The organism is Nonomuraea cavernae, assembly GCF_014646355.1.
GTDB classification, from domain to species: Bacteria; Actinomycetota; Actinomycetes; order Streptosporangiales; family Streptosporangiaceae; genus Nonomuraea; species Nonomuraea cavernae.
Map to the genome: position 1 here is coordinate 90,506 of NZ_BMNH01000001.1, position 17,898 is coordinate 108,403.

At 65.4% G+C, this 17,898-nt stretch carries 19 protein-coding genes and 6 tRNA genes; 13 read left to right on the forward strand and 12 right to left on the reverse strand.

All coding sequences use genetic code 11. The annotated features are described in order from the left end of the window. Nucleotides 1–65: 65 nt before the first annotated feature. The gene (locus tag IEY82_RS38805) at nt 66–233 is read left to right on the forward strand and encodes a tyrosine-type recombinase/integrase (protein WP_229697540.1); all 168 of its coding nucleotides are present in this window, start codon (nt 66–68) and stop codon (nt 231–233) included. A 101-nt stretch (nt 234–334) separates the two neighbouring features. On the opposite strand, the gene IEY82_RS00465 is transcribed toward IEY82_RS38805, so the two are convergent. The 5 genes from IEY82_RS00465 to IEY82_RS00485 form a co-directional block, all read right to left on the reverse strand. Continuing rightward, nucleotides 335–544: a hypothetical protein gene (locus IEY82_RS00465; protein WP_189121925.1), complete on the reverse strand. Its 210-nt coding sequence runs from the start codon at nt 542–544 to the stop codon at nt 335–337. A 121-nt stretch (nt 545–665) separates the two neighbouring features. Continuing rightward, nucleotides 666–733 (reverse strand) — tRNA-Phe (locus tag IEY82_RS00470). Nucleotides 734–829: 96 nt separating this feature from the next. Continuing rightward, entirely contained in the window at nt 830–1,237 is a 408-nt protein-coding gene (locus IEY82_RS00475; protein ID WP_189121926.1) for a PIN domain-containing protein, read from the reverse strand. Continuing rightward, a complete protein-coding gene (locus IEY82_RS00480) occupies nt 1,222–1,482 on the reverse strand; it encodes a type II toxin-antitoxin system Phd/YefM family antitoxin (RefSeq protein WP_189121927.1) in 261 nt (86 codons plus the stop codon). Before IEY82_RS00480 ends, IEY82_RS00475 begins: the two co-directional genes overlap by 16 nt. Before the next feature lie 297 nt (nt 1,483–1,779). After that, nucleotides 1,780–1,845, reverse strand: a tRNA-Phe gene (locus IEY82_RS00485). 353 nt (nt 1,846–2,198) lie between these two features. Here IEY82_RS00485 and IEY82_RS00490 point away from each other — a divergent pair. Together IEY82_RS00490 and IEY82_RS00495 are read left to right on the forward strand one after the other, a co-directional pair. Beyond that, entirely contained in the window at nt 2,199–3,947 is a 1,749-nt protein-coding gene (locus tag IEY82_RS00490) for a hypothetical protein (protein ID WP_189121928.1), read from the forward strand. A gap of 186 nt (nt 3,948–4,133) precedes the next feature. After that, nucleotides 4,134–4,865, forward strand: a complete 732-nt coding sequence (locus tag IEY82_RS00495) for a hypothetical protein (protein ID WP_189121929.1) — start codon at nt 4,134–4,136, stop codon at nt 4,863–4,865. A 790-nt stretch (nt 4,866–5,655) separates the two neighbouring features. Here the strand turns inward: IEY82_RS00495 and IEY82_RS00500 are convergent. Beyond that, a complete protein-coding gene (locus IEY82_RS00500) occupies nt 5,656–6,096 on the reverse strand; it encodes an ATP-binding protein (RefSeq protein WP_189121930.1) in 441 nt (146 codons plus the stop codon). 171 nt (nt 6,097–6,267) lie between these two features. Between IEY82_RS00500 and IEY82_RS00505 the strand changes: the two genes are divergently transcribed. From IEY82_RS00505 to IEY82_RS00530, 6 genes are all read left to right on the forward strand, one after another. Next, nucleotides 6,268–6,576 (forward strand): putative quinol monooxygenase, encoded by a 309-nt coding sequence (locus tag IEY82_RS00505; RefSeq protein WP_189121931.1) that lies wholly within the window; start codon nt 6,268–6,270, stop codon nt 6,574–6,576. Beyond that, nucleotides 6,573–7,775 (forward strand): helix-turn-helix domain-containing protein, encoded by a 1,203-nt coding sequence (locus tag IEY82_RS00510; RefSeq protein WP_189121932.1) that lies wholly within the window; start codon nt 6,573–6,575, stop codon nt 7,773–7,775. Before IEY82_RS00505 ends, IEY82_RS00510 begins: the two co-directional genes overlap by 4 nt. A 323-nt stretch (nt 7,776–8,098) precedes the next feature. After that, entirely contained in the window at nt 8,099–8,428 is a 330-nt protein-coding gene (locus IEY82_RS00515) for an SCO3933 family regulatory protein (RefSeq protein WP_225261902.1), read from the forward strand. Between the two features lie 276 nt (nt 8,429–8,704). Then, entirely contained in the window at nt 8,705–9,754 is a 1,050-nt protein-coding gene (locus IEY82_RS00520) for an FtsK/SpoIIIE domain-containing protein (RefSeq protein WP_308015904.1), read from the forward strand. 30 nt (nt 9,755–9,784) lie between these two features. Further along, nucleotides 9,785–10,501, forward strand: a complete 717-nt coding sequence (locus tag IEY82_RS00525; RefSeq protein WP_189121933.1) for a DUF2637 domain-containing protein — start codon at nt 9,785–9,787, stop codon at nt 10,499–10,501. 369 nt (nt 10,502–10,870) lie between these two features. Then, nucleotides 10,871–11,500: a site-specific integrase gene (locus IEY82_RS00530; RefSeq protein WP_225261904.1), complete on the forward strand. Its 630-nt coding sequence runs from the start codon at nt 10,871–10,873 to the stop codon at nt 11,498–11,500. 42 nt (nt 11,501–11,542) lie between these two features. Here IEY82_RS00530 and IEY82_RS00535 read toward each other — a convergent pair whose 3' ends face one another. From IEY82_RS00535 to IEY82_RS00555, 5 genes are all read right to left on the reverse strand, one after another. Then, on the reverse strand, nt 11,543–12,460 hold the full coding sequence (locus IEY82_RS00535; protein ID WP_189121935.1) for a hypothetical protein: 918 nt from the start codon (nt 12,458–12,460) through the stop codon (nt 11,543–11,545). Between the two features lie 88 nt (nt 12,461–12,548). Further along, nucleotides 12,549–12,622 (reverse strand) — tRNA-Phe (locus tag IEY82_RS00540). A 5-nt stretch (nt 12,623–12,627) separates the two neighbouring features. Further along, nucleotides 12,628–12,702, reverse strand: a tRNA-Asp gene (locus tag IEY82_RS00545). Nucleotides 12,703–12,784: 82 nt separating this feature from the next. Next, nucleotides 12,785–12,857, reverse strand: a tRNA-Glu gene (locus tag IEY82_RS00550). Further along, the gene (locus IEY82_RS00555) at nt 12,858–14,417 is read right to left on the reverse strand and encodes a metallophosphoesterase family protein (RefSeq protein ID WP_189121936.1); all 1,560 of its coding nucleotides are present in this window, start codon (nt 14,415–14,417) and stop codon (nt 12,858–12,860) included. Nucleotides 14,418–14,450: 33 nt separating this feature from the next. Between IEY82_RS00555 and IEY82_RS00560 the strand changes: the two genes are divergently transcribed. Together IEY82_RS00560 and IEY82_RS00565 are read left to right on the forward strand one after the other, a co-directional pair. After that, entirely contained in the window at nt 14,451–14,801 is a 351-nt protein-coding gene (locus IEY82_RS00560; protein WP_189121937.1) for a metallopeptidase family protein, read from the forward strand. Nucleotides 14,802–14,910: 109 nt separating this feature from the next. Beyond that, nucleotides 14,911–16,200: an MFS transporter gene (locus tag IEY82_RS00565; RefSeq protein ID WP_225261908.1), complete on the forward strand. Its 1,290-nt coding sequence runs from the start codon at nt 14,911–14,913 to the stop codon at nt 16,198–16,200. Here the strand turns inward: IEY82_RS00565 and IEY82_RS00570 are convergent, their stop codons facing one another. After that, nucleotides 16,201–16,500 carry a PspC domain-containing protein gene (locus tag IEY82_RS00570; protein ID WP_189121939.1) on the reverse strand — a complete coding sequence of 100 codons (300 nt, stop codon included), beginning with the start codon at nt 16,498–16,500 and terminating at the stop codon, nt 16,201–16,203. 92 nt (nt 16,501–16,592) lie between these two features. On the opposite strand from IEY82_RS00570, the gene IEY82_RS00575 reads away from it, so the two are divergent. Both IEY82_RS00575 and IEY82_RS00580 read left to right on the forward strand, forming a co-directional pair. After that, nucleotides 16,593–17,747 (forward strand): acyl-CoA dehydrogenase family protein, encoded by a 1,155-nt coding sequence (locus IEY82_RS00575; protein WP_189121940.1) that lies wholly within the window; start codon nt 16,593–16,595, stop codon nt 17,745–17,747. Nucleotides 17,748–17,805: 58 nt separating this feature from the next. Beyond that, nucleotides 17,806–17,878: transfer RNA gene (locus IEY82_RS00580), tRNA-Lys, on the forward strand. Nucleotides 17,879–17,898 lie beyond the last annotated feature (20 nt).

The window sequence follows — 17,898 nt, forward strand, 5'->3', positions numbered from 1 at the left end:
CTAATCTTCCCGTCCCGGCGCGGCACGCCCATGGAGCGGACAACCTGCGGCGTAGCTGGGGAGAGATTCGTCAGGCGGCTGGACCCGGAGCCGTTCGGCTTCACGACCTCCGCCACACCTGCGTGAGCCTCCTGCTCCATCTGGGCGTACCTCCGCACATCGTCCGAGAGATCGTCGGCCACTCCGACATCGAGGTCACCATGACGATCTACGCTCACGCCTCCCTGGGCTAGAAGCGCAAAGCCCTCAGGAAGTTGGGTACGGCACTGAGCTGATCTGCCCACGCCCTACAGTGAAGCGCCCCGGGATCTCCTGGGGCGCTTCTTCATGCTCGCTAGTAGAGCCATTTCTCGCTGTGGCGGTGCCTCGTAGGCTCCGGCTCATCGCCCCTTAGCAGGATCAGCCGGACGCGCTGTCGAGCCTTCCGCTCCGCGATGTTCGTGTCCACGCCGATGTCCTTATAGGACCCGCCCACGTCGTGTCTGTAGCGGCGGCCGTCCTGCTCTTGGATGCGCAGCGGCATCGTGTTGTCGGTCCGGCTCACACGGAGATTCTGCAGCAGCTCAGGCACGGCTGCCACTGCCGGTTGTCGTCAGGGCTGTCGTCAAGACAAAAACGCCCCAGAGCGATGATCGCTTCGGGGCTTTCTTGCTGGTCGTGTGAGGTGGTCAGGGGCGGGGTCGAACCGCCGACCTTCCGCTTTTCAGGCGTGGCGATCGTCCTACTGACCTACCGCGATCTGGAGGTAGAAGGCCACCAACGGTGCCTCACGTATGGCTACGGTGACGAACGTTGCCGTGAGGGTTGCCGTCAGGGTTGCCGTCGGCATTCAGCGAGGAACTACCTGGGCGCGCACGCCAGGGAGATCGTCGAATGCAGCAGACGCATCCATCGTCAGCACCGTTCTCGCGGTGGCCGCGGCCGTAGCCGCGATCAGCAGATCGTACGCGCCTCGCGACTTGCCCTCGCGGCGAACATGCGCCATAAGACGGGCGTGGACTCTAGCGACGTCCGTCGTGTACTCCTCGACCGGGATCAACGCGAGAACTTGGTCCACAAAGGCCTGCCGACCGGGCCGGCGGGCCGCATCGGCCAGCTCTACACCGACGAGCAGCTCGGCCACAGTGATCGCCGAGATCGCCACATCATCGGCGTCTCCTATCACCGCGTCCACGGACGCCTTGCCTCGCTCGGCGGCAATGAGCACACCGGTGTCAAGGATCAGGCGTCGGGCCACGTGCCCCTCATCTCGTTGTCGGTCGCCTCGCGGGCCGCCGCGACGTCAGCTTCGAAATCGGCGTCCAACGTCCCCGCTCTGCTTGCCAGAAACGCCTTGACCATACGTCCCGGGGCTGTCGGCGCGGGACCGATCACAGCGATCTGCTTCCCACCGCGAGTCACCACGATCGTTTCCCCATGCTCGGCCGCATCGAGCACCGTCGCGAAGCTCCGGGACGCTTCGGTGGCAGTCATCACCTTCATAAAATCAGATTATCTGATCCCCAAGAGATGGGCCGGCGGAATGACCCCTTGCCTCAGGGGTGCCTGTGGTCATCCTTCCTAGAGCCGATCTCTCGCATGGCCACCATGATGCATGGGCGCCCTGAGAGGGGTTCCCGGTTTACTCGACTCGCCCGTTAGGTGCAGCCGGGCCCAATGCTTCCCGGTTCGTACTTGCCGCTCCCTACCGGCGACCATCCGCCTGGCGTTGCCGTCAGCGGACACGAAAACGCCCCGGAGCGGTGATCACTTCGGGGCGTTTTTGCTGGTCGTGTGAGGTGGTCAGGGGCGGGGTCGAACCGCCGACCTTCCGCTTTTCAGGCGGGGCAAGCACCCTGCTCGGCTGATCGAGACCGTGGTCAGGCGCGGGTGGACGGTGGCGCGGATGCGTCGGCGTGCGGGGACGTTGCTGTCAGTGCTGCTGTCACCTCAGCCAGGGTCACCCGGTGGCAAGGCCCGACGGAGGAGGGCCTTGCCGGCGATCGCCCCAGCCAGTGAGACGGGCACCGAAGTCAGCGATCGTCCCGGCCTGAACCAACCACTTTGGTGTACTCGTGGCCTCAAGGTTATCGAGGGTCGAAGTGGAGGTTGCGTGGTTGGGCAGAGGTCGCAAGAGGTCGGTGTTGGTACAGTGGCGACGTTGCTGCGCTCAGCCCCTGCTCCGTAGCGAGAGAGCCCTTCCCGGAAGTGCGCTCGACATGCGTGCGCAATGGTCGGAAATGGGTCGCACGCCCGAGCTGCATCAAGGCAAACTGGCGACTGTGGGCAGGAAGAGCAGAGAGAAGCTTCGTCGCCGTACTGATCCCGAGTACCGGGAGAGAGTGAAGGCTGCGCAGGCAGAGAGCCGTGGCAAGCAAGTACCACCTACGCCGGCGGGTTATACGCGAGCGGCCGAAACGCGGGGCCATGCAGGAATAGTTGAAGCTCTAATATCACGACACAACCAACGGTGGAGCAACGTTCACCACAACATTACGCCATTGAGTGAGCCGATTGCAGAATCGCTTCACGTCATATATCCGCTCGACGCCTTCTTGTGGCGGATGGGAGTTCGCTTCACCGAACCACCTTCAGATCCGGCAGGTGGCTGGCCTGGGCAACTACGGTGGGGATTAGATAGCGCGTGTCAGGTTTCGCGCATGCTCCTGGCATGCAACCCGCTTGGAGCGGCGGCCGTCGCGCGGACGCAACTTGAGCGTTGGAGCTACAACCGCATTTCCTCCAATGATATTGAGCAGGAAGATGGAGTTTCTACGTCCGAACACTACACGAGGATATGGATGCCAGAGGGCCCGAAGTTGCCGGCGGGTACCGTCTGGACCTCACTGTCTGAACTTCTGCATGGTCGCGGACCATTGCTTGCATCTGCGCGGTGGGAAAGCGTTGACCTTGCCGATCCTCGACGAATCGGAGCAAGCAAGGATATATTCTTGCACTCGCTTACAGCGACCGAGCTTTCCCTGCGTCAAGTTCTCCTTGGTGTAGTGAGTCTTACGCGGAACTTGGGATCTGCAGCCAGCTCTTATCACCCACTTCTGGAAATGCCCCTTTCTCTTCCTTCGGAAGTGAGGATGGGGGGCAATCCGACCGTCGTTTGGCCGTTGACTCTGGAGATGCTCTCCAGAGTGGGTGAAGCTGTAGCGCGCTATGGTGCTGCACATCTATCTGACGTAAAGAAGCTGGCATCGGGGCAAAAGGGCAGGGAGCTGGTTTATTCGGCGAGGAGTTTGGAGGCATTTGCGTCCCGGCGAGGTCGTGCAGCATCAACCGCCATCAGAGCATTCGAGGCGGAGAGGCAACATTTGGGTGATCGTTTCGCCCCCAACGACCTGGCCCAACGAGAACTTGCGTATATATGGTTGAACGAAACTGCCGCCATTTTGGCATCCTGGATCGATGGGCCGGTATCGGATGCTTTGATGGTGGCCTCTAGTGCTCTGCGAGCAGCATTCTGGCTCTGGCTCGAAGATGACGATCGCTCCCTGGTTCTGGCGCGTACTGTGGTTGAGCAGACGGCTAGACTTAGGGTGTGGCGTGTAAAGCCAGAGAAGGCGGGGAACATTGAAGCGCGCGGGAGTCAAACGAGCACCCGGGATTGGCTTGACACCGCTGGGTGGCGCCGCCTGTCGATTTTGAACCGTAGTCTTGGGGAATTTTCTCATGCATCACTGCCCGCTACCTTGGCCAACGCACGCGCTGCACTTTCCGCAATCCAAAGTCAGGGCGATGCACTTGCAGAGCATACGGCCCGCGGTGGCACTCTGAACGAGATCGCATATGCCTTTGGTTCCGAGATTAGCTACCTTACTCGGGCGTACCACCCTTCTCTTGCAGCAGCGTTCGAAAGCGTGCTTCCATATGCGGGAGTTGACGGGACTGAAGCGCGTGTAGAGCAATGGCTGCAACGCTGCTGGATGCATCGTGGTCTTACTTTGAATGCGAACTGACTTGAAGTCTTAAAGGGCGCAGGGGTTAAAGGTACGGAAGCCATGACACATGACTGTCTAAAGGCTTCACCCACCTCAACCTCGGAGAGCGATCACGAAACCGCACGGCTAACAGAGTTTCAGTACGCAAGAAAAATCCGTTGGACTGGGCTAAGATACCCTCAGATAGTCAATAATGGAGGATCAATGCCTCAGTCCGAAGAGCATAAGTTTGTTACCTCTACCTTCATCCAAGCAGTTGAAAAGCTTTCAAAGTCTGAGCTCTACGGATACACAGAGGCAGATAGAGGCGGATTCGATTTTGCTTGCATTCTCGAGCGGGATCGATCTCGCCCGCTTGTAGGGCAAACCCTTACCCATCATTCCGAGGGGATCGAGAAGGACATAAACTGGCTACTATTCGCCGACGACGCAGAGATACCGGTATATCTTTATTCAGATACCGCGCGAAATGCAACACGAATTAGAGACACGCTCCACCGAGCTCGTTCGTCAATGGCGAACAAGGTTGAACTCATGCGCCTCTACTCTTACCCCGCCGGTTTTGACGCAGACAGCGAAGGCCAGCGAGAGGCCATCCATGACCTGATTGTCGAAAAAATTGCCGACGATCTTCTCATGAACATTCTCTTCGGTCGGCTTACGCATAGCGATATCTCGATGTTCTTGAATGAGATTGGCATCCCCGGATTCTTGCTGGCTTGCCTGGAGGAGTTTGCCCGAAGCGGGATGTTAAAACTATTCAGACCTATCGGCTCGCCTTGGGGCCAAACCGGCAACCACACGCTCACGAGTTCAAAGCCTCTGGGCCGCGGGAATGCTTCAGCAGCGCGGAGGTGCCGTCTATTACCGCTTAACCCAGCGAGCGAGAATCTTCCTCAAGATATGCCATGTTCTTTCTTCGGGAAATCCGATTAGCTTTGAACTCGCCTATATACTAGATCGCCTTGGGTTGTCAGACTTACGCGATCCGATATCGCCCTTCGAGTCGCTAGGCGAGCGGATTGAGGCCCAACCAAGAGTCCTGTCCGTCCATCGTAGACGACAGCTAGTTACGGAAATTCGGGATGCCCGCGAGGATTGGGGTGTTGAAATATCCGGCGGCCCCTACGCGGATACTCCCATGGACGTTCCAGACGCCCCAGACGCTCTGGAACATCTTCCCTGGGTGGGTCGCTGAGCTAAGCGCATACCGATGTGCCCGCTCAGAGCGGCGCCAGCCGCAGATGGTTACCCTGCCGCCTCTCGCTGAGTTGTTGGCGCGTGGGCGGTGCTGGCCGCGACCGGCCGAAGAGCCGCAGCGCGGCCAGCGGCCCCGACGCGCGCCGACCGCCGCAGGCGGGCGGCCTTGAAACCGTAGAGAAAGTTCTCATCCGGAGTGAGCCCCCGAAAATGATCTTGGTCGAGCCTGGATCTCGGAGGGGCTGTTGGGCTGCCTGCGCTTATCGTGCGTGTCCGGAGAGGAGGGCGTGCCATGTGGTCCATCCCTCGCGTGTGTACATCCGGTGCGACTCGAAGGTAGCCGAGGCGTCGATCCGTGTGCGTTTGAGGTAGATCTGGCCGCCTGCGCCGCATAGTTCGTAGACGATGTTCTGGCAGTCGCAGGTCCAGGCGATGACTCGGCACGGTGAATCGCCGCGGGGTTGGAGCCAGTCGAGTTTGGTGCAGCCCGGTTGTGGCGGGGGGACATGGGGCGAAAGGCAGTCGTTCACGCGGCGGCGGGGTTCGGCGGCGTGAGGGGTAGCAGGGCCCAGACGGTGCGGCCGTGGTGGTCGCCGTAGACGCCCCAGCGGGTGGTCAGCTCGGCGACGAGGTGCAGGCCTCGTCCGTTGGGCTGGTCGGTGCCGGTGTGCTGAATGTGCGGGGTCAGTGGGCCGCCTTCGTCGGTTACGGCGAGAAGGAGGAGTTGGCTGCCCATGTAGAGGGTGAGGTGGAAGTGGCCGCCGGCTTGTCCGCTGTGGGTGTGGCGGAGGGCGTTGGTGGCCAGTTCGGAGACGATCAGTTGGACGGTGTCGGCTTCGTGATGTCCGGTTAGGTAGCTGGCGGCGAAGCGGCGGGCCTGGCGGATCTGGTTCCGGGTCCCGGGGAAGGTGCGGCGCCAGCGGTGGATCTCTTTGCGGCTGTCCTGGCTGTTCGGGGCTGGAATCATGTCGGCGTACCTCGCGTTCGTGCAGCTCAAAGCACTGACATCTACCATCGGTACTTAAAGTACTGGTACTGTACTTCTAGTACAAGTGATTCGATGTACTTGCGCCGCACAATAAGTACTGGTCAGGTAAAGAGCAGCGATCCAGGTAGGGGCGGCGACCAAGGAGGGTGCATGTTCGGACTCATGGTCCGGTTCACCTGTAAGGACGACACGAGCGCCACGGCGTTCGACCAGCTCGTCACCGAGACGATCGAGGCGATCCGCCGGCACGAACCGGGAACCCTCGTCTACGCCTCACACCGGGTGGACGGTCAGCCGCTCCAGCGGATCTTCTACGAGCTCTACCGTGACCGGGCCGCGTTCGACGCCCACGAGCAGACCGAGCACACCAGGCACTTCCTGGCAGCGCGCGAAGATCTGCTGGCCTCGGTCGAGGTCGACTGGCTCGACCTGCAAACCGGGAAAGGCATCACGCCGTGAGCACCGAGTATCAACGCGCGCTCGGACGGCGCATCGCCCAAGAACGCAAACGGCGCGGCCTGTCGCAAACGGAGCTGGCCCGGCTGGTGGACCGGTCGGTGGCGTGGATCTCCCAGGTGGAACGCGGCGTGCGCAAGGTCGACCGCATGTCGGTGCTGGAGAAGGTCGCCGAGACCCTGGATGTGCCGCTGTCGGAGCTGGCCGCCGAAGCGCCCGTGATCGCCGCAACCACCGAAGAGGCTCCCGGCACGGCCGGGCTGCGCCTGGTCCTGTCCGGCGCCCACTCACTGCAGGCGATGTTGCACGCCACACCCGTTCCCGCCACCGCAGAGCTGAAGCCACGGGTCGACCACGCGTGGGAGCTGGCGCACGCGAGCCGCTATGTCGAGCTGACCGACCTGCTACGCGGGCTGGTGCCGATGCTGGAGAACGCGGTCCGCTCAGCCCCGCCCGAGCGGCAGCCGGAGCTGTTCGAGCTGCTGGCCGTGACCTATCAGGCGTGCTCTGCGGCGTTGGCCAAGCTGGGCGAGCCGGAGGCCGCGTGGATCGCCGCCGACCGGGCCATCGGTGCGGCCGAACGCGCGGGCGACCCGCTGATGATGGCCGCTGGCGCCTTCCGGCTCGGTTTCGTCTTCCTGGGGGCGCGTCACTTCGACCAGGCAGAGGAGACCGCCCGGACCGCCGCCGAGGCGCTGTGGTTCCTGACCGATCAGGGCAAGCCGGAGGCGATGTCGCTGTGGGGCGGCCTGACCCTGCAACGCGCCGTGGCCGCCTCCCGGCTCAACCAAGCCGACACGGCTTACCAACACTTGGCGCGGGCCCGTGAGATGGCCGGACGGCTCGGCGACGGACGCAACGACTACAACACCGAGTTCGGTCCGGCCAACGTCGCCCTGCATGAGGTGGCCGTGGCGGTGGAGGTAGGTGACGCCGGGCATGCGCTGCGGGTGGGGTCCGCGGTGGACACCTCGACGCTGTCGGGTGAGCGGCGGGCCCGATTGAACATCGATCTGGCCCGTGCGCACGCTCAGCGCCGTCAGGTCGATGAGGCCGTGGCCGCGCTGCTGACGGCAGAGGCGATCACACCGGAGCAGATCCATAACCATCGCGTGGTCCGTCAGCTGGTCTCGGATCTGCTGGCGATGCAGGATCCGGCCTCGTCTGACCTGCGCGGGCTGGCCGATCGGGTTGGCGCGTAGAAAAAGTACGTGTCGTAGTACTGAAAGTACTAGCAGTTACTCTCCGTGCGAGGTAGCGTTTGTGTTGTAGCTGGAACTCTCCGTAATCGGATGGTTGCAGCCCAGCACAAACGCTCTTCGCGTTTTCGGGGGTGGATACCGCAACGCCACTCCCCGCGAGGAGGACAGGCCACACATGAAAGTGGCCTGAGCGGGAGACCCGCCCAGGCCGGATGCGATAAGCACCCTAGTTGGCGCTTCGATGCTATCGCCTCCGAGCTGACGGCACGGCCTCCCTCGTCCTGAAACGCCTGATCAACAGGCTGACGAGAGGTCAATTCGCCATGCGTACCGTCCCCATCCCCGTGGACACCGGCAAGCTCACCATCACCTGCGTGAAGGCCCCGCGCCCTCGCGTGCTCAACCGGGACACCGGTGAGATCAAGACCGATAAGAACGGCAACACCGCCTACGAGGTGACCGTCTCGGTGGAGGACGAGTTCGGCCGGATCGAACTCGTCAAGATCGGCATCACCGGAGAGCCGCCCATCACCGTCGGAGACCCGGTCAACGCGGTCGGCCTGCTCGGCTACGTCTGGGAGATGGCCGGCCGGTGGGGCATCAGCTACCGCGCCACCGCGCTCCTGCCGCTGCGGGAGGCCGCCGATGTCTGACCTGCCCGTCTGGCTGCTCGGGGTCCTGGCCGCTGTCGCGGCCGGGCTCTGGGCCTGGCGCCGCTGGCACCACCCGTCCTTCTGGCTCGCCATCGGCTTCCCGCTGACCGCGATCAGCGTCCGCGCGTCCTGGCGCAAGGTCGCACTCGGCTGCGGCCTGACCAAGAAGCGGCAGCGGTTCTGGTTCACCACCGTGCCCGGCCTGGTCGCCTCCACCGGCGTCGTGCGGGTGCGCCGCAAGTGGCAGCGCATCGCCGTCGATACGAAGCCGTTCATGTGGCTTCCCCTGCCCACCCGGCACGGCTGGCGGTCACCCTGCACACTCTGGAAGGACAGATCCCGGCCGACTACGCCGACGTGGCCGAACGGCTGGCGCACTCCTGGGGCGTGCACGCCGTGCGCGTCACCTCCGACAAGCCCGGCCGGGTGCGCCTGGCCGCGACTATCCGCGACCCGCTGGTCAGGGTCGGCCAGCTCCCGGCCTCGACGGAGCTGCTCAAGGTCACCGTCGGTCGGCTGGAGACCGGCGGCCCGTGGGTGGTCGACTTCCGCACCGTGCCGCACTGGCTGAACGCTGGAGCAACTCAGTCGGGCAAGTCCAACCTGGCCAACGCCCTCATCGCCGGCCTGGCCCCGCAACCGGTCGCCCTGGTCGGCTTCGACCTCAAGGGCGGGGTGGAGTTCACCCCGTACGCGCCGCGCCTGTCGGCGCTGGCCACCACGCGGGCCGAGTGCGGCGGGCTGCTGGATGACCTGGTCACCCTGATGACGGATCGGATGGGCGTGTGCCGGATGACCGGCGCCCGCAACATCTGGCAACTCCCACCCACCCTCCGCCCGGTCCCGGTCGTGGTCCTGGTCGACGAGCTGGCCGAGCTCTACCTGATGGCCGACAAGAGCGAGAAGGACGAGATCGCCAAAACCTCCACCGCGCTCCTGCGCGTCGCCCAGCTCGGGCGGGCGTTCGGCATCTACCTGTTCTGCTGCGGCCAAAGGATCGGCTCCGACCTCGGCCCCGGCGTCACCGCCCTACGCGCCCAATGCTCGGGGCGGATCTGCCACCGGGTCAACGACCCGGAGACCGCCACGATGACGCTCGGCGATCTCGACCCGGCCGCGCTGGATTCCGCGCGGGCGATTGCCGCCGAGACGCCCGGCGTCGCGATCGTCGCCTCCCAGGACGGCCAGTGGTACCGGGCCCGGTCCTTCTACGTCAGCGAAGCCGCGGCCGAACACGCCGCCCACACCTACGCCGACCTCGCACCGGCCTGGACCGACGTGATGGCCGCCCAGCCCTACGAGACGCCCGACTCACAGAGCGCCTGACCCGAGTCACTGAGAGGAGGGAGATTCCTGATGCGCCACTTCGCCGCCTGGCTGCTGGACACCGGCCCCGTCCTGGTCCTGGCCCTCATCGCCGGAGCGGGCTCGTTCACCCACATCCGCGACACCGCCACCGAGCACGGCCAGCACGGATGGATGGCCTGGGCCATCGCCGTATGCATCGACCTGACCTGCGTCATGGCCGCCCGCGAACGCCAACGCGACAAGAAGACCGGCCGCGTCCGGCGCGGCCCGATCTCCTGGCCCGTGCTCGTCCTGACCGGCGGCATCATCCTGTCCCTGGCCGCCAACCTGCAACAAGCCGACCCCACCGCCTGGGGCCGGATCACCGCCGCCACCCCAGCCGCCGCCTTCCTCGTCGCCGTCTCCATGCTGGAACGCCGTGCCAGCGCCAGCGCGACCCGTACCGAATCGGCCTCGGACGTCTCGCAGACGTCCCCGTCCTGGACGGCGGCGTCCCCGACCGTCCCGGACCGTCCCCAAGCCGTCCCGCCGGCCGACCGTCCCGCGCTCGTCCCCGCCCACGAAGACGACCAGGACGACGACCGTCCCGGCGACGGCCCGGCGCCTGACCCGGCGCTGGTCGACTACGCCCGCCGCGTCGCCGACGAATACCACACCGCCCACGGCAAGCCCATCAACCGCGACCAGCTCCGCACCCGCCTGGGCGTCTCCAGCCAGCTCGCCGCAGAGCTACTGCGCACCCTGACCACCGCACCAACCCACTGAAAGAGGGAACACCATGCCCGTCGCGCATCCGCGTCTTCACCTCATCGTCGGCCTGCACGCCCTGGCCGGATTCCTGGAGGCACGCCCCGACATCCCCACCCCCGACCGGGTCATCGTCCACCACTTCATCCCACGAGCCGACGACACCGACATGCGCACCGAACTCGAACACCTCGCGGCCCTGCTCGGCACGCCCGTCGACAGCGACGGCGGCCAACCTGCTGCGCCCTCAAGGGCGGCCAGTGCTGCGACTCCCACCTGTCCACCCGCATGGTCCAGTCCATCCATGCTGTCCTTCGGAACGCTCTGGAGTGCGCCGTACGAGAGGAGATCATCGCTCGTAACGTCGCAAAGCTCGTCAAAGTCCCGGTGCCCAAGTACAAGGTCAATCGCGGCCTGACCGTCCCGCAGGCCCGTGCCGTCCTCAAGGCCGCTCGGGACCACCGCCTCTACGCGCTATACGTCCTGGCGCTCTGCCTCGGCCTGCGCCGTGGGGAGCTCCTCGGGCTCCGCTGGGCGGACGTCGACCTTGAGGCCGGCAAGCTGGAAGTGGTCCAGAGCCTCCAGAGGGTCGCGGGCCGTCTCCAGTTCGTCCGCCCCAAGACCTCCGACTCGGAGCGAACCGTCCCGCTGCCGCCCATCTGTGTGGAGGCCCTGCGGGAGCACCGAAGGAAGCAGTTCGCCGAACGCTCCAACCGCTGGGAGGAGTGGACGGAACACGGCCTCGTCTTCCCCTCGCGCTGCGGAACCCCCATGGAGCCGGACAACCTACGGCGAAGCTGGGGAGCCATCCGAGAGGCTGCCGGCCTCGGCGAGATGAGGTTTCACGATCTACGACACACTTGTGTGACGCTCCTGCTCAACCTCGGCGTCCCGCCCCAGGTCGTTCGCGACATCGTCGGCCACAGCGACATCGAGGTCACCATGACGATCTACGCTCACGCATCGCTCGACGACAAGCGCATCGCCCTGCGCAAGCTGGGAGATGCCCTCGGATAGCCAAGCCCTTTTCACAGCTGGTCAGCACGTTCGGTGACGCCGTTACCGAACGTGCTTCCATTTGGTCCGATCTCGGAGAACAGGAACGTAGTCGAACCCCTGGCTTTTCAGGTGCCCCGCGACCCACTGGGCAGCACGATCGTCGGGATCGAGTTCCCGTAAGTGGAACCGGAGGCTCTCGATGGCTTTCCGCTCGCGGTCCCTGCGCCTCTTGGGCAGAAAATCTCCCGGCAGGTTGTGACACACGTTGGCGATCATGCGCATGTGCTCCAGATGCCTCAGTGCCGTATCGGTCTCCCGATCAGCCAACGCGAGCTCCGCCAGGTGACTGACGGCACGAATCTCTATGAACGCATTGGCCATCAAGCCCCTGACGGCCTCCTGCGCCGAACCACGTTCCAAGCCAGCGGGCCGGTCACGCGCTGTCCGCAGGTCTTCCGAGAACGTGTAGCAGGGGCAGTGGCCTTCGCGCTCTACAACGCAGTGCGGGTGCTTGCAACTGTGGTCGTGCCGGTGATCACGGGTCCACACATGGAAGTCCTGCCTTATGCCCCTGGCGCGCCAAGCCGTCCGATACTCCTCCCACCGAGACAGCGTCTTGGGAAGCTGCTGGAAACGCGGCATCGGTACAGACCTGTTGAGACCGCTCTTGATGAGCGCACCGTCGTTCATTCTGAGCACCATGGCTGCAGAGATACAGCCTTCTACGGCCACATCCCACGACGTACGTGGCCAAGGGACCACGTAGTGGGTTCCACCTGGAGCAAGATGGGCAGCCAGAAGCTCGATGGCCTGCGGCTTGACGGAGCCTGAGGTCTCATGCAGCAACTCGATCATCGTGGCGGTGTCGACGGCACGAACCGTCCGGAGCGCCCTGGGCAGCACTGTGCCGTGGTCCGAATCTTTCGCCACAGGCCAAGGAAGTAACCACACGAACACCAGCGTGCCATGGTCGACCATGCGTTGGAGGTGGCGACGTTGCTGTCGCAGACGCGAAAACGCCCCGGAGCGGTCTTCGCTTCGGGGCATCTTGGCCGGTCAGATGATGTGGTCAGGGGCGGGGTCGAACCGCCGACCTTCCGCTTTTCAGGCGGACGCTCGTACCAACTGAGCTACCTGACCAGAAGCGGTCCTGACGGGACTTGAACCCGCGACCTCCACCTTGACAGGGTGGCGAGCACTCCAAACTGCTCTACAGGACCTTGCTTTGCGACTCGCTTAGCTTACCAGTCTTCCGGAGGTCTTCGACCTACCGTTTTCCTAGTGGCGCTAGACGCTTCGCCGTGCCCCCAACGGGATTCGAACCCGTGCCGCCGCCTTGAAAGGGCGGTGTCCTAGGCCGCTAGACGATGGGGGCTTAGGATTCCCGGTCGCCTTCCGTCGGAGACCTCTGAAGCATAGGGGACGATCGCCCCTGATGCCAAAGTGGCGGACCGGCGGCCGGCGTTGGCGTGCCACTCACGGATCCCGTTGGCGACGGGGCGCTCGATGGCTCTGGAGAAATCATACGTCCCGGGTTCTCCTCCACGTGACGCTGGATGTACGCCGACTGCTCCCCCAGCCCGCCGAGCGTGATGTCGTCCCAGGCCTGGAGGCGTTTGGTCTCCTTGTCGAAGTACAGAACCGAGGCCTGTACGGGGGTGGGTTCGGCGTGTTCGAGGGCCCGCAGGCCGGCGCCGCCGGTGGAGCCCTGGACGAGCACGCGGGTGCCGCTGGGCAGCACGCTGGTGGAACGGGCGTGGGCGTGGCCGGCCAGAACCATGGGGGTCGCGCCCGAGAAGCCGCGACCGATCAGGGAGTCGTGGACGGCGACGAGGTCGGGTTCGTCCAGGCTGCCGAGATGGGAGCGGCCGAACTGGGCCAGCGCCTCGGGGTTCGAGTCGACCGCAGTCGTCTTGTCGGGAGTGAAGCGCGGATCACCGAGTCCGTAGATCTTGAGGCCGGCCACAGTCTCGGTCTTGTCGTCCAGGACGATGGCGTTCTTCTGGGCGGCGACCGCCTTCTGGGTGACCTTCGAGTCGTGGTTGCCGCGAACGAAGACGTACGGCACGCCGAGGCGGCTGATCTCCTCGACGAACTTGTTCTCCGCCTTGGTGCCGTGGTCGGAGATGTCGCCCGTGTCGATGATCAGGTCGACGGCGAACTGTTCCTTTAGGGACCGGATGACGTTCCAGGCGATCGGGTTGATGTGGATGTCGGAGACGTGCAGGACCCGGATGGATCGCGGGTCGGCGTCGTACACAGGCAGGGTGGAGACCGTGTCGTACAGCTTGGAGACGTTCGTCACGAGCTTGGTGAGCTGGGAGCGGTACGACTCGAACTTGGTCACGATCGACTCGGCGCTGCCGACCAGGGACGGCGCGGCGGCGACCAGGCCGGTGTAGCGGGGCTCGACGAGGGAGTTCGGGCGGAAGGTGAGGGCGGCGAGCGCGCCGGTGGCGGCGAGCGCCACGGAGGCGGCCACCAGGCCGAGCAGCGCGACGCGTGGGCGCCGGAACACCATGAGGACGGCGATCAGCGCGCCCGCACCCGCGCACAGGAGCGAGCGGATGATCAGGGCACGCGTGCCGTCGAGCAGGTCGCGTTCGATGATCTCGGGGAGCCGGTCGGCCAGGCGCGGGTCCTCGAAGAGGGTCTTGGCACGTTCCTGGTCGATGTTCTCGAGCGTGATGCGGAGCCGGAGCGGCGCGTCGTGGGTGTTGAACGTGAGCGTGCCGAGGGGGCTGGCGTCGACGACGGTCTCGCCGTCCCAGGCGGGACGGAGCGACATACCGGTCTCGACGGGGCCCACCTGGGTGCTGAGCGTGCCGCTGAGGAAGATGCCCAGCCACGCGCCGACGGCGGCGACGAGGAGCACGACCAGTGCTCTGGCCAGGCGGGACTGGACAACGGCGGTCAACCTGTCGACGAACTTCATACAGTTTCTTGCTTACCTGACCAGCGGGGCAGAATGGTTAAGGTGATTGAGGTTTCGCGGGAGAAGTTCGAGGAGCTCGTGGCCGAGGCGTTGGACACGATCCCGCCAAAGCTGACCCGCGCGATGAGCAATGTCGTCGTCACGGTGGTCGACGACCCGCCCGAACCCCACCTGTTGGGTCTGTACACCGGCGTCCCCCTCACCGAACGCGGCGACTGGTACTCGGGAGTTCTGCCCGACCGGATCGAGATCTACCGCAATCCGATATGCCAGATCTGCGATACCGAAGCCGATGTGGTCGACGAGGTGCGGATCACCGTCGTCCATGAGGTCGGTCACCACTTCGGCATCGACGATGACAGGCTGCACGAGCTGGGCTGGTAACCGCTTGCAGCGGGTTGACTGCTTTGGGTTGCGGCCTGCCAAGTGTTCAGGCACCTTAGGTGACATACCGAACACTCTGAGTCAGGCACAGCGGAGTCCAATGGGGGCCATGCGGACGCGACGGCTGCCCGGGCGGCATCGCCGTGATCTGGAACGTCAAGCCACCTATGGCGAGGTCATCGCCATCAGGGAGTTTCGCGCACTCTGGTACGGCCAGAGCCTGTCGCTGCTCGGCGACCAGCTCGCCCAGGTGGCGCTGGCCGTGCTCGTCTACGACCGCACCGGATCGGCGCTCGCGACCGCGTCGGTCTACGCGCTGACCTACCTGCCGTCCATCCTCGGCGGCCCGCTGCTGGCGGGGCTGGCCGACCGGTTCGCGCGCCGGGGCGTCATGCTCGTCTGCGACCTGGTCCGCGCCGCGCTCGTCGCCGTGATGGCGCTGCCCGGCGTGCCGTTCCCGGTGCTCTGCGCGCTGGTGTTCTTCGTGGTGCTGCTCAGCGCGCCGTTCTCGGCCGCTCGCGCGGCGCTGCTCCCGGAGATCCTGGAAGGCGACCGCTACGTCGCCGGCTCCGCGTTGCAGAACATGACGAACCAGGCCGTTCAGATGCTGGGCTTCGCGGCGGGCGGCGCGATGATCGCCACCATGGGCCCCTACCGGGCCCTCGCGCTCGACGCTGCCACGTTCCTGGCGTCGGCGCTCATCCTGGTCATAGGTGTGCGACGGCGGCCGGCCGCGAGCGGAGGAGACGGGGCCAAGCCGTCCATGTGGGCGATGACGAGGGCGGGTGCGCGGCTGGTCTTCGGTGACCGGAAGCTACGCACGCTCGTGCTGTTCGCCTGGCTGTGCGGCTTCTACATCCTGCCCGAGGGCCTCGCCGCGCCCTACGCCGCCAAGCTCTACACGGGCACGCTGCCCGTTCCGGTGATCACGGGACTGTTGATGGCCGCGATGCCCATGGGGACGGTGCTGGGGGCGTTCGTGTTCAGCAGGTTCGTGTCGCCGTCCGGGCGGCTGCGGATGATGGGCTGGCTGGCCATGCTCAGCTGCCTGCCGCTGATCGTGACCGCGATGCGGCCGCCGCTCGCCGTGGTGCTGGTGGCGTGGGTCGTCTCGGGCATCGGCGGGGCCTACCAGTTGGCCGCGAACGCCGCGTTCGTTCAGCGGGTGCCCGCCGAGCGGCGCGGCCAGGCGTTCGGTCTCGTGCACGCGGGGTTGATGGCCGCGCAGGGCATCGGCATCCTGGCCGGCGGGCTGGCCGCCGAGAGACTCGGCCCAGAGCCCGTGGTCGCGCTGGCCGGCGTCATGGGAGTGACGTGCGCGGCCGTGCTCGCCATGATCTGGACCGAGTCCCGTGAGGAGGGCACCGCCGCCCGAGGCGGCGCGCAGGCCCCCGCCTGATCACTGCTGCGGCTTCTGCTCGTCATTCCACGTGTCGGTGCTGCCCTGCCAGGTGGACTTGGCCTGCTGCTTGCTGATCAGGTCCTGGACGATCGAGGTGTCCTTGCCCTCCTCGGGCAGGAGCAGCCAGGCGATCGCGTACACACCGATCCCGACGCCGCCGAACAGCGTCGCGATGGCGAGTCCGATGCGGATGAGGTTGGCGTCGATGCCGACGTAGTCGCCGATTCCCGAGCAGACACCGGCGATGATCCGGCCGTTGTGGGTCCTGCGCAGGTGCTTGATGTTCTGTTCGTTCATGCTTCAAGACTGCCCCTGGACCCGGTGTTCGCACATCAGGATTGCCCCTGGTACAACCCTGGTAGCCCCCTAATTCGAGGAGAGGACCCGCAATGGACGACCTGCTGCGCCTCGACGACCGGCTCAGCGGTGACCAGAGGCTGATCCGCGACACGGTCAGCGCCTTCGTCGCCGACCGCGTCCTGCCGTACGTGGGCGACTGGTTCGAGGAGGCCACCTTCCCGGCGCGCGAGCTCGCGCCCGAGCTCGGCGCGCTCGGCCTGCTCGGCATGCACCTGGAGGGCTACGGCTGCGCGGGCACGGACGCCGTCTCGTACGGCGTGGCCTGCCGCGAGCTGGAGGCCGCCGACTCGGGCCTGCGGTCGTTCGTGTCGGTGCAGGGCTCGCTGGCGATGTTCCCCATCTGGCGGTACGGCTCCGACGAGCAGAAGGACGAGTGGCTGCCCCGGATGGCGTCCGGCGAGGCGATCGGCTGCTTCGGCCTCACCGAGCCCGACCACGGCTCCGACCCCTCCAACATGCGCACCCACGCCAAGCGCGACGGCTCCGACTGGGTGCTCAACGGCTCCAAAATGTGGATCACCAACGGCTCCATCGCCGACGTGGCCGTGGTGTGGGCGCAGACCGACGACGGGATCCGCGGCTTCGTCGTGCCCACCGACAGCCCGGGATTCTCCGCCCCTGAGATCCACAAGAAGCTGTCCCTCAGGGCATCCGTCACTTCCTCCCTCTACTTCGACGACGTCCGGCTCCCGGCGTCCGCGGTGCTGCCCGGTGTCTCCGGGCTGAAGGGGCCGCTGTCGTGCCTGTCGGAGGCGCGTTTCGGGATCCTCTGGGGTGTTGTGGGCGCCGCCCGCGCGTGCCTGGAGGCCGCGGTGTCGTACGCCAAGACGCGGGTGCAGTTCGACAAGCCGATCGGGGCGTTCCAGCTCACGCAGGAGAAGCTGGCCTGGATGTACGTCGGAGCGGCCCAGGCCGGGCTGACCGCGTTGCACCTGGGACAGCTGAAGGACTCGGGGCGGTTGGAGCCGCGGCAGATCAGCTTCGGCAAGCTGGCCAACGTGCGGGCGGCCCTGGACATCGCGCGGCAGGCCCGATCGATCCTCGGGGGCAACGGGATCACGCTGGAGTACCCTGTGATCAGGCACATGAACAATCTGGAGAGTGTGCTGACCTACGAGGGCACCCAGGAGATTCACACGCTGGTGCTGGGCGAGGCGCTGACCGGGCTGTCCGCTTACCGCTGAGGGGGGCGGGAAGTGCGTCGCGTGGAGGGCGGTAATCTCTGTACCCTTGCTGTTGCAGGGGGCGTTAGCTCAATTGGCAGAGCTGCGGACTTTTAATCCGTAGGTTCCGGGTTCGAGCCCCGGGCGCCCTACCTCAATGACCTGGGCGGAC

Coding starts and splice junctions, on each gene's coding strand:
- IEY82_RS00515 (WP_225261902.1), top strand. CDS start 8,099: ATGCGTACCGTCCCCATCCCCGTGGACACCGGCAAGCTCACCATCACC.
- IEY82_RS00505 (WP_189121931.1), top strand. CDS start 6,268: ATGTTCGGACTCATGGTCCGGTTCACCTGTAAGGACGACACGAGCGCC.
- IEY82_RS00500 (WP_189121930.1), bottom strand. CDS start 6,096: ATGATTCCAGCCCCGAACAGCCAGGACAGCCGCAAAGAGATCCACCGC.
- IEY82_RS00575 (WP_189121940.1), top strand. CDS start 16,593: ATGGACGACCTGCTGCGCCTCGACGACCGGCTCAGCGGTGACCAGAGG.
- IEY82_RS00480 (WP_189121927.1), bottom strand. CDS start 1,482: ATGAAGGTGATGACTGCCACCGAAGCGTCCCGGAGCTTCGCGACGGTG.
- IEY82_RS00555 (WP_189121936.1), bottom strand. CDS start 14,417: ATGAAGTTCGTCGACAGGTTGACCGCCGTTGTCCAGTCCCGCCTGGCC.
- IEY82_RS00495 (WP_189121929.1), top strand. CDS start 4,134: ATGCCTCAGTCCGAAGAGCATAAGTTTGTTACCTCTACCTTCATCCAA.
- IEY82_RS00525 (WP_189121933.1), top strand. CDS start 9,785: ATGCGCCACTTCGCCGCCTGGCTGCTGGACACCGGCCCCGTCCTGGTC.
- IEY82_RS00565 (WP_225261908.1), top strand. CDS start 14,911: ATGCGGACGCGACGGCTGCCCGGGCGGCATCGCCGTGATCTGGAACGT.
- IEY82_RS00535 (WP_189121935.1), bottom strand. CDS start 12,460: ATGGTCGACCATGGCACGCTGGTGTTCGTGTGGTTACTTCCTTGGCCT.
- IEY82_RS00570 (WP_189121939.1), bottom strand. CDS start 16,500: ATGAACGAACAGAACATCAAGCACCTGCGCAGGACCCACAACGGCCGG.
- IEY82_RS00490 (WP_189121928.1), top strand. CDS start 2,199: ATGCGTGCGCAATGGTCGGAAATGGGTCGCACGCCCGAGCTGCATCAA.
- IEY82_RS00560 (WP_189121937.1), top strand. CDS start 14,451: ATGGTTAAGGTGATTGAGGTTTCGCGGGAGAAGTTCGAGGAGCTCGTG.